General features: G+C 57.6%; 9 protein-coding genes and 1 pseudogene. 6 read left to right on the top strand and 4 right to left on the bottom strand.

Annotated elements, in window-relative coordinates:
- Positions 1 to 298: 298 nt before the first annotated feature.
- Positions 299 to 2,185 carry a GNVR domain-containing protein gene (locus N181_RS23860; RefSeq protein ID WP_037435119.1) on the top strand — a complete coding sequence of 629 codons (1,887 nt, stop codon included), beginning with the start codon at positions 299 to 301 and terminating at the stop codon, positions 2,183 to 2,185.
- A gap of 606 nt (positions 2,186 to 2,791) precedes the next feature.
- Positions 2,792 to 3,637, top strand: a complete 846-nt coding sequence (locus N181_RS23855) for a sugar transferase (protein ID WP_037435117.1) — start codon at positions 2,792 to 2,794, stop codon at positions 3,635 to 3,637.
- Positions 3,638 to 3,736: 99 nt separating this feature from the next.
- Here N181_RS23855 and N181_RS33410 read toward each other — a convergent pair whose 3' ends face one another.
- From N181_RS33410 to N181_RS23840, 3 genes are all read right to left on the bottom strand, one after another.
- Positions 3,737 to 4,210 carry a hypothetical protein gene (locus N181_RS33410; protein ID WP_141322188.1) on the bottom strand — a complete coding sequence of 158 codons (474 nt, stop codon included), beginning with the start codon at positions 4,208 to 4,210 and terminating at the stop codon, positions 3,737 to 3,739.
- Positions 4,211 to 4,564: 354 nt separating this feature from the next.
- Positions 4,565 to 5,989 carry a polysaccharide biosynthesis/export family protein gene (locus tag N181_RS23845; protein ID WP_050994738.1) on the bottom strand — a complete coding sequence of 475 codons (1,425 nt, stop codon included), beginning with the start codon at positions 5,987 to 5,989 and terminating at the stop codon, positions 4,565 to 4,567.
- Positions 5,986 to 6,876, bottom strand: coding sequence for a glycosyltransferase family 2 protein (locus tag N181_RS23840; RefSeq protein WP_037435110.1), 891 nt, complete (start codon positions 6,874 to 6,876; stop codon positions 5,986 to 5,988). The genes N181_RS23845 and N181_RS23840 overlap by 4 nt, the downstream gene beginning before the upstream one ends.
- Before the next feature lie 305 nt (positions 6,877 to 7,181).
- Here N181_RS23840 and N181_RS23835 point away from each other — a divergent pair, with 305 nt between their 5' ends.
- Entirely contained in the window at positions 7,182 to 8,417 is a 1,236-nt protein-coding gene (locus N181_RS23835) for a glycosyltransferase family 4 protein (protein WP_037435109.1), read from the top strand.
- Here the strand turns inward: N181_RS23835 and N181_RS23830 are convergent.
- The gene (locus N181_RS23830; RefSeq protein ID WP_037435108.1) at positions 8,407 to 9,534 is read right to left on the bottom strand and encodes a glycosyltransferase family 4 protein; all 1,128 of its coding nucleotides are present in this window, start codon (positions 9,532 to 9,534) and stop codon (positions 8,407 to 8,409) included. The genes N181_RS23835 and N181_RS23830 overlap by 11 nt on opposite strands.
- A gap of 410 nt (positions 9,535 to 9,944) precedes the next feature.
- On the opposite strand from N181_RS23830, the gene N181_RS23825 reads away from it, so the two are divergent.
- The 3 genes and pseudogenes from N181_RS23825 to N181_RS32290 all read left to right on the top strand — a co-directional run.
- On the top strand, positions 9,945 to 11,204 hold the full coding sequence (locus N181_RS23825; protein ID WP_037435106.1) for a glycosyltransferase family 4 protein: 1,260 nt from the start codon (positions 9,945 to 9,947) through the stop codon (positions 11,202 to 11,204).
- A 690-nt stretch (positions 11,205 to 11,894) separates the two neighbouring features.
- Positions 11,895 to 12,662, top strand: a complete 768-nt coding sequence (locus N181_RS23820; protein ID WP_037435103.1) for a response regulator transcription factor — start codon at positions 11,895 to 11,897, stop codon at positions 12,660 to 12,662.
- Between the two features lie 57 nt (positions 12,663 to 12,719).
- A pseudogene (locus N181_RS32290) lies at positions 12,720 to 13,186 on the top strand (phosphomannomutase/phosphoglucomutase); the annotation flags it as partial.

Raw genomic sequence — 13,186 nt, 5'->3', positions numbered from 1 at the left:
GCCGAGCAAGGACATCGCCAGCTCCCCATGGCCCGGAAACACGCGCCGCTGTTTCTGCAACGGATGGGCTTACGCCATTTGGCGGAGTTTTCGGACCCGCCCCCTGAAGCTAATCTGAATTAGGAGGACAACGCTTATAGTAGCAGGTTGGAAAGTCGATATGCACGGATACTCCCAAGCGCAATCGGAGCTGCGCGACTGGTCGAGAAGTCTACTGCGGTATTCTGCCTATGGCGGGAATATGGCTCCGGTTTGCGCAGGAAAGTTCTGTGTTTATGGATAAGTGTGGGCGGGCGCGATGCTAGAGAGTCAGTGGTCAGCAGCGGCGAAACAGAATAGGTTGTATAAACCGGATCGTGATTCCGAATTCATCCGCTTTGCCGATATCACGTCGTTTATCCGCCAACGTATTCTCCTAATCATGTCGTGTCCGTTCATTGGAGTCCTAGGTGCCGGCTTTTACGTCGCCACGACAGATTCGATATTCACGGCTCGAACCCAGATTCTCATCGAGCCCAAAATCCCCCACTTGCTACAGAAGCAATCCAGCGAGATAAATCTGTCGCTGGACACATCCCAGGTCGAAACCCAACTCGCGGTCCTCAGGTCCGAGAAGATCGCTGGAATGGTGATCGAAGAGCTGGGTCTCATCGATGATCCAAATTTCCAGCCCATGAATACCCTGAGCATAACGGAACGCTTTGAGCGGCTTGCCGGAATGGCGCCCAAACCGCCCGATCAAAACGAGGGTTCGCAAAATCATATAGTGCCGCCCCCTTCGACAGCCGCAGACGTTACGGAAACAGCGGACCCAACGGCAGAAGCATTAGAATTTCAACGTAGGCGCCGGGTGATTGAAACCTTCAGCCAAGGCTTGGGCGTCCAGCGCGTTGGGGTCTCCTATGCGATCGACATCACCTTCAACTCCTTAGATCCGGAATTAGCGGCAAAGGTCGCCAATGCTACGGCGGGAGCGTTCGTTCGCGAACAACTGGAGACACGAGCTGCAGCCGCACAAGAAGGCGTGGCATGGCTTGAGAAGCGCATCGAGGAAGTGCGTCTCCAAATGAACCTGGCCACACAGATGACGCAAGAGTTTCGCGCTAAGCATGACTACCGCGTCGGCCGTCAACTTGAGGCCGCGATCGTCGATGGACAGGTCGTGCCGTCTGGAGAAGGGGAGGGTGTGACGCCCAGTGGCCCGACTCTCGAGGAACTTGAGGTCACCGCGGAGACATACCGCAAGATGTATGAAAGCCTTTTGGCTGGCTTCACGAATTCCGTGAATCAACAACCGTTTTTGATAGCGGACGCACGCGTCATCACGCCGGCTACGCGACCACTCGCTCCAAGTCATCCGCGGAATAAGCTGGTGCTGGCTTTGGGGGTGCTGGCGGGGCTGATGGTTGGTATTGGGCTTGCTTTTGCGCGCCACACGCTGGACCGGACGATACGGACGCCACGGCAGATCAGGGATGAGTTGGGCCTCGACTGCGTCGGGGAACTACCAGCGGCGCGCTTCCTGCGAGGCTTTGGTCAGCTGGATGACGTGCTCAGACGTCCAGAATCCCCGTTCAGCCGAAGTCTCAGAAATACAAAAGCCGCCATTAGCCTGGCCGATGTCGCGCACCCATTGCGTTGTATCGGGATCACGTCGGTCGCTCCGGGTGACGGAAAGAGCACCGTAGCTAGCAATCTCGCGGCGCTGTATGCCTCCTCCGGAGTGCGAACTCTCGTCATCGATGCCGACGTCTTTCACTCTGCGCTGACCAAACGCCTTCTCTATGCGCCGGCATTGGCCGACGAGAAGTCAGACAGCATAAAAGAGCAGATCAGATTCGTTCCAGGACTGCAATTCGATCTGTTGCCAAGTCAGGCGTCCGCCGAACATCGCCTGATCACGCCCAGGAACATGGAAGTATTGATTGATGAACTCGAGAACTATGAGGTCATCATTGTCGACCTTCCGCCGTTCACGTCTGGAGTACACGGCTTGGCAGCTGCTTCCGTGCTCGATGGGGTGCTCATCGTTACTGAATGGGGAAAGACTCCCGTGGAGCTCGTGGTCGAGCTCTCGCGAATTCTACAGGTCGCAAAGACCTCTGTGATCGGGGTGATCATGACCAAGGTCCGCGGTTTGTCGACACGACAATATCGCAAGCGCGCCACCCAATCGGCGCATTGATCCGAAACGCCGTCGCTGGCGCGCGGCACGGCGCTTATCATGCGCCGTGCCGCGCATCCTGTCGTCAACGCAATGGAAGCTCGACGTGTGATCTCTCCCAGTGGCCGCCAGCTTGTAACGGTAGCCGCCAGGGAGAGAACATCTTTGCTTCAACTAACCGCGGCCTCAGCCGGGGTTCGCCGGTATGCGCGCCGGTTCCTCTACATGTTCCCGTCTAGGCCCTCAATTAGGGCCGAGTATTGCACCGTGGTCAGCGGAATTCGCCCTCCTCGAGCCGCTTGGCGAGGAGGGACATGCCCGTGCCATGCCATCCCAGAAGACAGCTTGATCCGAGTCCTATGTCGGAGCCTTCTTGGGGCGGAGGATTTAACGATCAGGCGATGACCCGGGAAGGTAGGGTCAAACAGCGCTTACTCAGGGGCGGCGCGGCACCACAGACTGGTGTGAAGCGGCCGCCTATCCCCATTCGAAGGCGTATGCGGATAGGGACTTAGGAGTAAGCAGCCGCGGCGATTGCAGCAAGCAATACGCCCTTTGCCGTTCTTGCCGCGTAGGGGCGGCGGCTGAAAAATAGTCGCTAAGATTCCGTGGACATTGCTGAAAATCATGACAGCCAATACACCGGATATTCACCCGCTCAGTCGCCGAACCATCGCCAGGTTCTCAGGTGGAAGTACCTCATTGATGGAGGTACGCCATTCCTTATATGCCCGCGTGGCCCCCCAGGACTGGTCGAGTTCCAAATCGAGGTCCTATCGGATCGGGGTCGGCCTAAGTAGGGAGGCTGACGCGGATTCTGAAAGACAACCCGCGTCAGCGCACGGATCATATCTCAGCCCCCTTGGCAGTTGGCGCAAGAGAGCTTTGGATCTCACAGTCGCGTCGGTCGCTATCGTTCTCGCGATGCCTTTGATGCTCGTCGTGGCGCTCCTCATAGCGGTCATCATCGGCCGTCCGATCCTGTTCGTCCATCGGCGTATCGGCTTCAATGGCAGGTCGTTCGATTGCTACAAATTCCGAACCATGGTGGAGAATGCGGATCAAGTCCTCGAGGCGTATCTTGCGCGCGACCCAGAAGCAGCCGAGGAGTGGCGGGAGACTCAGAAACTTAAACACGATCCGCGCGTTACGTTTCTGGGTCAAATTCTGAGGAAGTCTAGCCTCGATGAACTTCCGCAACTGTTCAACGTCCTGCGAGGCGAGATGAGTTGTGTCGGGCCACGGCCCATCGTTGCCGACGAGCTTTTGCGGTATGGTTCCACTGCGGAAGAATACTTGAAGACCCGCCCCGGCCTGACTGGCCTCTGGCAGATAAGCGGCAGGAATGATGTCGATTATGCAGGCCGAGTTGTCCTCGACGCGCAGTATGTAAGGAGCTGGTCCATTCTTGCAGATCTTGCCATCTTGGTCCGGACAGTTCTAGCAGTCATGAGATTCTATCAGGCATCATAGGATGCATCGACCGTTGCGGCCTGTTCCTTATATCGCAGCCGATTTAAGGATAAAAACATGCAGCAATTCAAAGGGCTACAGCGACCTTAGCGCGTCCGATCACACTACACGTTCTTTTGCTTTTGAGAGCATTTCGGATGATGTGGCCGAGGTGGTTGAGTTCGTGTGACGGCGCTTGGATCCAGGCCCGCAGCGCGTCGAGACCGACGCGGAAGGTGGATTTTCGCCGATAGCGATGCGTGGCACCGTTGATGCCGATGCGGCCTTGCACTTGGCGAGCGGCGCGTTGGGCGCAGGTGATGGCGAGCGCGACGACGGCGCGGAGCACGCAGAGCTTGTTCGGCTGCCTGAGCGAGTGTCTTCGACATTGAGGCCACGCGTTTTGGTTTCCACCGAAGCGGCACCCGCCCCCGCTGCGACGATCGTGCGCGCCAGGGCACCATCGCCGAGCCGCGCATACTGGAAGAAGCGCTGCAGGCGGCGCTTGCGCGAGGCAATCTGCGCCGGGCCGGCCACCTGTCTGGCAATATGTGACAGGTTGACCGTGCAGCTGGCGATACAGCCAGAAATCAACGAACCCAGCGTCTCCAGACGGCGCTTGCTAAATTGCTCCGATAGCCTCCCGGCGAGAACGATTGCGAATGTCCTGACATCGATAATCCCACAAAGGTAGAATCATCCATCATGCCATCTCAAACCGTTCTCAACCTGACTGTCGTGTAGTGTGGCTTCTGATAAGAGATGATGAACCCGACTTCGGCGTCGTTTCGCCGCCCGTCCACATGGTGGCGGCATATGGTCTGGAGGTATGTGGCGCGACGCGAGTATCCTGCAGTAGCACTTGGAGGCCTTGCGGGTGGACATTCGCCGCGCCCTGCATCGCCAGTTTCGATCGAAGCGCTCACTGAACGTTCGCCTCTCCAAATGTTACTTGATCGCTTGAGAGGTTGTGATGCCCGAAACGACGGGGCCAGGGCCTATATCCACGAAATCCTCCAGGTCAGGCATCGGGATTTCCACCTTGAGCGTGTCACCTGGTTTGACAGTGGTCGATTCAGTCGCCGGCAGCTCCTCGCTCTGGTCATTAGCGACGCGAACAATGGTATAGACCGGCTTTGCCTTTGCAGCCTTCGCCCGGAGGGCCAAGAGCCGCGGCGCGGAGACTTCTGACTCGTGGAGCAGTTGGATCGCGGTTTCTGCCTTGCGATTAAGCGCATCGAGCTCTGCTTGGGTCTGGCGCAATGTCACGGTAACTTCGTTCGTGTAGCGGTTTCGCAATTCCAGAATTGCGATCTCCGTCCTGCTAATTTCCTGGCGCGCGCGAAGCAGGCTCGTTTCAGCTGTCAGCCGTTCACTTTGGTATTGCGTAAGCGCGCGTTCAAGCGACATCTCACGTGGAGCGACCGCCAGGCCCTTGGATACCAGCGACGATACATCCGTTAGCTCTTTCTGAATCGAGCCAATCTGCCGGTCGTGAAAGAGAAGCTGTGCATCCAGCGATGTAAGCTCCTTTTCCAAGAACTCACGAAGGTTTTCAAGGGCCCGAACCTGCGTATGCAGACCTTCGCGACGAACCCGAAATATCGACCGTTCCTGTTCCATGAGAAGCGCGACTGCTCGATCTTGCTGACGCGAAATCAAAGAGGTTGGAAACTGAATATTTTCTGCATCCTTAAGCTCGGCCTCCAGTCGGGCCTTGCGTGCCAGCAGACTGGTATTTTCCAGCGCGAGGAGGTTGACTTCTCCTCGTCCCTGGATCACCTCCCGCTCGAATCTGGCAATGCTCTCTTCCCTCATTCGCAGGCCGCCGGCGATGCTGAGCGCCTGGAGAACTGTTAGGTCCGGCCTGTAAGGAAATTCTCCCGGCTGCATCACGTGCCCGACGATATAGAAGGGTCGATGTTGAACGACTTCAACGGCTGCGTCGGGGCGCATTCCCAGACCCATATTGCGCATCAATTCATCGCCGATCGTATTTGCGAGACCGGTCGGAGTAAGACCGGCAGCACGGATTTCACCGGCAAAGGGAAGTGACAACGACCCTCCCGCGCTAATCGTGAATTCGTCATTCAATCCCGTCCATTGGAAAATTTGATCGCGCGAGGCGCGCCATTCATAGATTTTGATGCGTATCTTATCCTGCGGCCCGAGGAGATATTCATCGTTGGCCGTGGCGGCGGTAGGTGCACCTATTGCGAGCACTGAAAGGGCAGCTGACAGACTGAGGCAGGTAAGAACGCGCCTGATGAGCGAAACGCGAGCCATCCCAAGAAACTGCATTTCGGGAGACCAGGGTTGCGTCGTTCTCGTTTCCTTGTGTCGGCCGAGTGCGCGCGGCAGATTGTGCATCATCTGGCCTCCGATACGGACATATGCTGAATGTATTCGGGCTCGACGCGGCCCTTCAATACGTGCCCGAGAGCTATAAGATTGCCGCGCAGACGCCCTCGCCGGTCGACATATGGCTCCGGCCAGATACTGCGCACGAGATTGGCGGCGATATTGCGCCCCATCAACGGCAGTGCGAAACTTGCTGGCACGGTTCCTTTCCTTATCAGATAGATAGGGTTGGCGACCTGGGAGTAGCCAAAGCGCTCACCGCTGACGCGACCAATCTTGAGCCCGAGATGGATGCCGCGGAGCGTGTTCAATCCAACAACTCGGCCAACCCGTCTCAACTGACTTGTAAAATCGATATCTTCCTGCCAACCGTAAAGGGCGAGCCGCTCATCGAAACGCAGGTCGCCGACGAGTCTCGCTCGTATCGACATGTTGCAGCCATAGGCGCCGACATGATCAACGACCTTCGGTTCGAGGCGGGCCTGGGTTCGTTCGGTCGCCAGGACCTGAAGTGCCTCCGCCCAGCTGAGACCTGCGGATTGGGCGCCGTCTTTGACGACGTGTCCCATCACCACCGCCCAATTCTGATGCTCTTGAAACGCCTCTTCGAGTAGTTGCAGATAGTTGTCCTGCGGAATAAAGTCGTCATCGAAGAAGGTGACCACATCGAAGCGCTCCAACGCACAATTCAGCGCATGGTTACGTTGCGCGCACAGTCCACGCCTTCCGAAGACCATAGAGATCGGAAACCTGTGGCTCGCAGAAACCTCTACGTGCTCCTCGTCGGGAGCCGACACGATAACCTCGTCCGGTAGCCTTTCCTGCCGTTCGAGATGTTCCAACAGGCGGGCAAGCTGCTCCTTCCGACCAAGGGTCGCAATTATCACGACCAGTCTCATCGATAGCTCTTTCTCCTACGCCTGACACAAGCCGCGCGCCTTCTCGCGGCCCACGGACTAGGTATCCTAGGCTGGCGGGGGCGATCACGCAGCCTGCGAATAAGGCTATAGAGGCGCAGGGAACTGCCCCGTCAGACGTAGCCAACATAGGCAATTGGACTATCCCTACTGTGCAGCACAAAAGAGTATACCCCCCATTGTCAGCTTGCCGGGGTCAGCCGCCGAACCCAAGCTGTTGGACGCTTGCTCCAGAACAGCATTCACGTGGAGATACTGGAGCCTAGGTTGCAGAGCGGGGTTCCCACATGCATCATATGCGCCGGGCAGAACTGGAAACGATAGCTCGCCCGAAGGGCCTGCAGAGGCGAGTCGGCAGCAAATTGCCGCTCGCTTTGGCCGATCGCAACGCCAGGATCGCCATCGTACACGATTGGTGCCCAAATTTTCGTGGCGGTGAGCGTGTCCTCTCACGCATATGCAAGATATTCTCGAATGCAGAGGTCTTCACCCTGTTCGACTTCTTGCCGAAGGACATAAAGGACCGATATTTTCAGGATGTTGCATTTCATTGTTCGGTAGCAAATCGGTTGCCGATGGTGCAGAGCTACTACCGCTCCCTCTTTTTCCTCTGCCCTTTTCTTATCGAGCAATTCGATGTTACTGGCTACGATGCTGTCATCTCATCCTCTGCAGCTTTCGCGCGCGGAGTCATTACGCGGCCTGATCAGCCACATTTGTGCTACGTGCACAGCCCCATTCGCTATGCATGGGACGAGCAGTTTTCCTATCTGGAGCAGGGACGGCTCGGATTCGGTCCAAAGGGTCTTCTCTACCGCTATATGTTGCATCACCTGAGGACCTGGGATACGCGCACCGCCCACGGCCCCGATCTCATGCTGGCGAATTCGAGCTATGTACGGTCCCGGATCCAACGCATATACGGCCGGGAATCCCAAGTCGTGTATCCGCCGGTCGCCATCGACGAACTCGAATTTATGGCCGCCAAAGACGACTACTACGTGACGGCGTCCTTCCTCGCGCCCTACAAGCGCACGGACCTCGTCATCAAGGCGTTCAACGACATGCCCTCCCGCCGGCTGGTTGTGGTGGGAGAGGGGCAACAGTCGCAGGGTCTCCGTTCCATGGCCCGCTCCAACATCGTCTTCACAGGCTACCTGCCAAGACAGGAATTCGTGAGGACCGTCGCCAAGGCCAAGGCGATGGTATTTGCTGGATGCGAGGATTTCGGGATTGCCCTGGCGGAAGCACAGGCATGCGGCACGCCGTTGATCGCTTTCGGCCGCGGCGGCGCGTGCGATATCGTACGGCCGTTCGGCGAGATCGAGGATCCGACTGGTATTCTCTTCGGCAGCCAGTCGGTGGAGTCTCTTAAGGAGGCAGTGGAAGTCTTCGAGCAGAACGAGTCATCGATCACACCGCAGGCGTGCCGATCCAATTCAGAGAGGTTCTCGGAAGAGCGCTTCGACTTGGCGATTCTCAAGGCCGTTGCGATCGCTCACACATTTCACCTCAGGCGTTAGACAAGGCAACAGCTTCACGGGAGGGCAGGGGCAGTCCATCCAAGCGGGCCATTGCTTCGAGATATCGGGCAGCCGATGTCTTCCACTGGAAGTTAGATGCTCTCGCCCTGCCAAGGCCTATCATCGTTTCGCGCACGTCAGGCATGTTGCGCACCTGCATGAAGCGGTCGAACCAAGCTTCGGGGTCCTCAGGAGAAGCATAGAGGGCCGCCCTGGCGCAGATTTCCGGCAAGCTGGCGCGGTCCGACGAGACCACTGGGCATCCAATCGCCATGGCCTCGAGCGGAGGCAGGCCGAAGCCCTCGACGAAAGAGGGAAACGCGAGGCAGAGGCAGTCCTGCAGCAGCGCCGCCAGTTCCTCGTCCGAAAGCCTTCCCAGCCAAGTGACATTGCTGCTCGAAACCTGCCGACCTTCGGTCTTGAAAACGCGGTCGTCGGACATGCCTACCACCGCTACACGCAAACCCACGGAGGCAAGCCTTTCGGCCATGCCAATGACCAGACCGGTGTTTTTGTGAGGAATTGCGCTTCCAATCACTACGATAGTGTCCCGCCCTGCGACGGCCCGCGTCGCCTCGCAATGCCTCGGCCTCCAGCGGGCCGCGTGCTCGTGCCCATTTGGGATTACGGTGATCTTAGCTGATTTGCATATTCGATAGCGCACCAGTTCGCCGGCAGAGTAGTCGGAGACGGTAGCGATTACGGCGACGCTCCGGCCGAGAACAGGGATCAGGGAACCGTAGAGCAGCCGGAACGGGAGCGAATAGCTCTGCGGACAGGTTCGCGTGTTTACATCGTGTATGCACAGGATTTGCTTGCGAACATTCAACGGGCCGGTATTGCAGAAGCTGAGAAGCCCGCCTCGAACGTGACTCGCGAGCGCAGTCTGCTCCCAGAGATGACCGTATGTTGGCGCGACGATGCGAGTTGAAATCGCTTTCAAGGAAGGGACTCTCGCTTCGCCGGGCACAAGCAGCTCGATCCCGAGCCCCCTGGCGAGCGCTGACTGCTCGACGAGCAGTTCGTCCAAGGCATGCAGGATCTCATAAGCGTATCGCTGGACACCCGTGACTGGTTGCGCCAGAAAGCGTCCGTTAATCGTCCACGAGCGTTCCATAGTTCGCCATCACTCACGTCACAGAGGCGGTAAAGCTTAGCGCAAACCACCACCCGCCGCTCCTAGTGCGCCCTCAGCCCTTGGGTGAGGCGCAAATGCCCGCTTGGTTCGTTTCCGGCAGGGCGGTACGAGCGGCTTCAGTCGAAAGGCTTTCCTCGCCACCATCGTTTGGCTAAGGCTCTTGCTCGTCGACGTTGGGGGGCGTACCGCGCTACGCCGAATGGCTTTGTTTCGAGAACGCACGTGTCGAGATAATTTCTCACTGCACGAAAACCGACACATGAAAGACGTCTGCGTGACGACGAAACGGCCGAGCGATGGACGCCTATTCGGCGACAGCTAATGCCTGATCATCGAAGGCTCCTCTCGCGCGGGACCAACTGCCGTTATCGCCGGGTGGAGTAGTTAGTATGGCCGATTTCAGTGGCGTTGACCCTCTAGAGCAGCACAGCAATCCCGCGATGGCTACACCATCATACGAGGTGCGGCGGGGACGCCACAAGGAAGGCTCAGCTCTCGAGGCTCCTCTCGCGAATGGGTATCGAACCTGGACCATCAACGGAGATTTTCTCGGTTTGTCGCCAAATGGCGTTGCCCGTTATGCACGAGAAGTGACCTTGGCGCTCGACACGCTGATGACGGAACATAATCCGCTGACGCAAGGACTCCAACTTGTGATTGTCGCACCCCGCGAACCGCCTGGAGATTTCCGCTTGAACTCGATCCCGGTGCGGGTGGTGCGGGAATACAGTCGACCCAGGCTGCCGCAGCTCTGGGTGCAGGCGCAATTGCCATTATACGTGAGAGGCGGATTGCTGAGCTTCTGCAACCTCGCTCCGGTGACTCTGCGACGACAGATCGTATGCATTCACGACCTACATACACGCTTGATGCCGCAAAGCTACGGGCGACTATTTCGTTGGACGCACAGGTTGGCGCTTCCTGTCCTGGGCCGCAGAGCGGCGGCGATCACGACCGTATCGGCCTTCTCGCGCGATCACATTGTCGGCTTTCGCGTGGCGCCTTCCGAAAAAATTTCTATCACCTACAATGGAAGCGATCATGTCGCTCGATGGGATTCGGCTCGATCTTCCATCGACATGGGGCCGCGGCCTTTCGTTTTTTGCCTTGGCCAGCGCCAGAAATACAAAAATACAGAACTTCTTTTGAAACTTGCTCCAGCATTGGATCTGATGGGGCTCGATCTTTATATGGCCGGAGATGTCGACGCTGCTTTGCTGGAGCAACTTGCACCGCAGAGACCCACGAACCTCCGACTGCTGGGGCGCGTCAGTGATGACGACCTGGCCAAAGCGCTTTCGCAGGCACTATGTTTCCTTTTTCCCTCCCGCATCGAGGGATTTGGTCTGCCTGCCATCGAAGCCATCGCGTTTGGTTGTCCCCTTATCGCCTCGACTGCCCCCTGTCTGCCGGAGATTTGTGCTGACGCCGTCCTCTACGCCGACCCGGAAGATGCTGAATCATGGGTCAGCGCTGTCCGCGAACTTTGCAATGATGACGGGCTACGTCGCCGCTTGATCGATAAAGGCAGAGCGCGGGCAAAGACCTTCTCGTGGCGTGCGATCGCCGAGACGTATCTGCACCTCATGGCATATATCGACTCCGATCGGGGTCCAAGACGGGCGAAGCGGTTTCAGGCTTCAGGGTGACGATTTTGTTCTTTCACTGGGGCCGATTGATAGCCAGTGTTGCGACCGTCGTACCCCTCGAGGTCTACAGGCGAACAGGGCGTTCCGGTCTCGTCCGGTCTATGCTGGCGGAGAGCTCGGCGACCATGCGGCAGCCACGACCAGTCCGAGGACGAGATTATTGCGACGTCGTAGGACGTTCTGTTCAACGCGCCTCAGCGCCCTGCCATCCATCACGAGTCGTGCCGAGGCCCAAGGGGAGCACCGATACTGAATTCGCATTAGCCCCATTTAGCAATCTTACGTCGAGTTCCACTCGATGTATTATGCAAGCGCAGAGAAAAGAGGTGCCCGGCAATGACGTTTGCGTCTCACGTGTTTCCACGGGCACGCATGCTGTGATCGCCCGACAGGGAGACGAGTTTTGGCTAGTCCAATGAAGGTTTTGTTGTCTAAGTCCAACGAACGTATTTTTTGAAGATCAAATATGGTGTAAATTGGTTTCTCCTGCGCTAGAATAGTACTAATATAATTTTTCGATTGTTACTGTTATTACTAAATAATGGCTGTTTATTTGGCCCAGTATTTTATTGATAGGTTACGGCAGATTGCTATCACCATGAGAATATCTCGAAAAATTGCCTAAGGATGGTGATGCGAGCCGCTGTTCATCTGCCTCTTGTTTAAACAAATTTGCGGGGATTTTGTACTATGCCTTCCGTGGCTCGACCCGACGCAAATACCGCGCTCGACTTTGACTCCCTGCACGGTTCCGTCCCTGAGGAAATTGGAGGAACGCGTGATAAATTGGAGACGGACTCGGCCCTGCTCGTTCTCGACAGTCGCGCGCTCGATAGGGAATGTCTGGCTCAATGCCTTGTGCTGCACGGGGTGGGCCTGGATGTCTTGGCCTTCGGATCAGTGGATGAATGGCGGAAGGCCAAAGATCTGCATCCACGCGTGGCGGCAATCCTCTTGAACATAGGCGGCCGAAAAGTCACTGATCCTAACATTGCGGCCGACTTAGCACACCTGGTGGGGGAATTTAGCCCGAATCCGGTCGTCCTCCTGTCCGATATAGATGAACTGGCCCAAATCCTAAAGGCGCTGGAATGCGGAGCTAGGGGCTATATTCCCTCCGCGACCGCCTTCGATGTCTGCGTGAAGGCCATCAACCTGGCACGGGCAGGGGGTATATTCGTTCCCGCGAGCAGTGTCCTCGGACGCACCGCGACAGACGCTCGCGAGGAAGCGGCACGGCCAGCCGCGGGGATGTTCACACAGCGGCAAGAAGAGGTCATCCAGGCGCTCAGGCGCGGCAAGGCGAACAAGATTATTGCCTATGAGCTCAACCTGCATGAGAGCACCGTGAAGGTGCACGTCCGGAACATCATGAAAAAGCTGGGGGCCACGAACAGAACTGAGGTGGCTTACAAAGCCAGCCGGATGTTTCCAGCCGAGGTCGGAGCACTGGGTTAGCCATGGCTGCCGCAGCGACGCTCTTGTTAATGGTTTCAATAGCCGACGGTGCGCGAGATGGTGCAGGTGGATTTTGCTCGATTTAAGCCAGGCTCGGCCTATGAGCCGGTCCACGAATCCGGACCCGACCGGTTTACCCTTGAAACGACCGCGCTGATAAGGCCGACAGGGTTTCGGGAGTATGACGCGCGATGGTGGTTCGGCCGGCCGGATGGTGGGAAGGCACCGGAACTGAACCTCATGGGGGTGCAGGCTCTGGGCATGGGTCTCGGCACCTTCATGCGGCGCTCGGGTGCCGGTCCGGAGATTGTCACCGGACATGACTTCCGTTCCTATTCGCTAGCCATCAAGCTCGCCTTGGTCAGTGGACTGTTGGCCGCGGGCGCGCGGGTCCGGGACATCGGCCTGGCGCTGTCGCCGATGGCCTATTTCGCGCAGTTCGCGCTCGACGTGCCGTCAGTGGCGATGGTGACCGCCTCGCACAACGAGAACGGCTGGACCGGCGTCAAGATGGGCACGGCCCG

It is taken from the genome of Sinorhizobium fredii USDA 205 (genome assembly GCF_001461695.1).
Lineage (GTDB): Bacteria > Pseudomonadota > Alphaproteobacteria > Rhizobiales > Rhizobiaceae > Sinorhizobium > Sinorhizobium fredii.
This window is presented reverse-complemented; position numbering and strand designations above follow the sequence as displayed.

What these genes read in the sequence shown, in the direction of transcription:
- N181_RS23860 (WP_037435119.1), top strand. Translation starts at nt 299, where the DNA reads ATGCTAGAGAGTCAGTGGTCAGCAGCGGCGAAACAGAATAGGTTGTAT.
- N181_RS23855 (WP_037435117.1), top strand. Translation starts at nt 2,792, where the DNA reads ATGACAGCCAATACACCGGATATTCACCCGCTCAGTCGCCGAACCATC.
- N181_RS23845 (WP_050994738.1), bottom strand. Translation starts at nt 5,989, where the DNA reads ATGATGCACAATCTGCCGCGCGCACTCGGCCGACACAAGGAAACGAGA.
- N181_RS23840 (WP_037435110.1), bottom strand. Translation starts at nt 6,876, where the DNA reads ATGAGACTGGTCGTGATAATTGCGACCCTTGGTCGGAAGGAGCAGCTT.
- N181_RS23835 (WP_037435109.1), top strand. Translation starts at nt 7,182, where the DNA reads ATGCATCATATGCGCCGGGCAGAACTGGAAACGATAGCTCGCCCGAAG.
- N181_RS23830 (WP_037435108.1), bottom strand. Translation starts at nt 9,534, where the DNA reads ATGGAACGCTCGTGGACGATTAACGGACGCTTTCTGGCGCAACCAGTC.
- N181_RS23825 (WP_037435106.1), top strand. Translation starts at nt 9,945, where the DNA reads ATGGCCGATTTCAGTGGCGTTGACCCTCTAGAGCAGCACAGCAATCCC.
- N181_RS23820 (WP_037435103.1), top strand. Translation starts at nt 11,895, where the DNA reads ATGCCTTCCGTGGCTCGACCCGACGCAAATACCGCGCTCGACTTTGAC.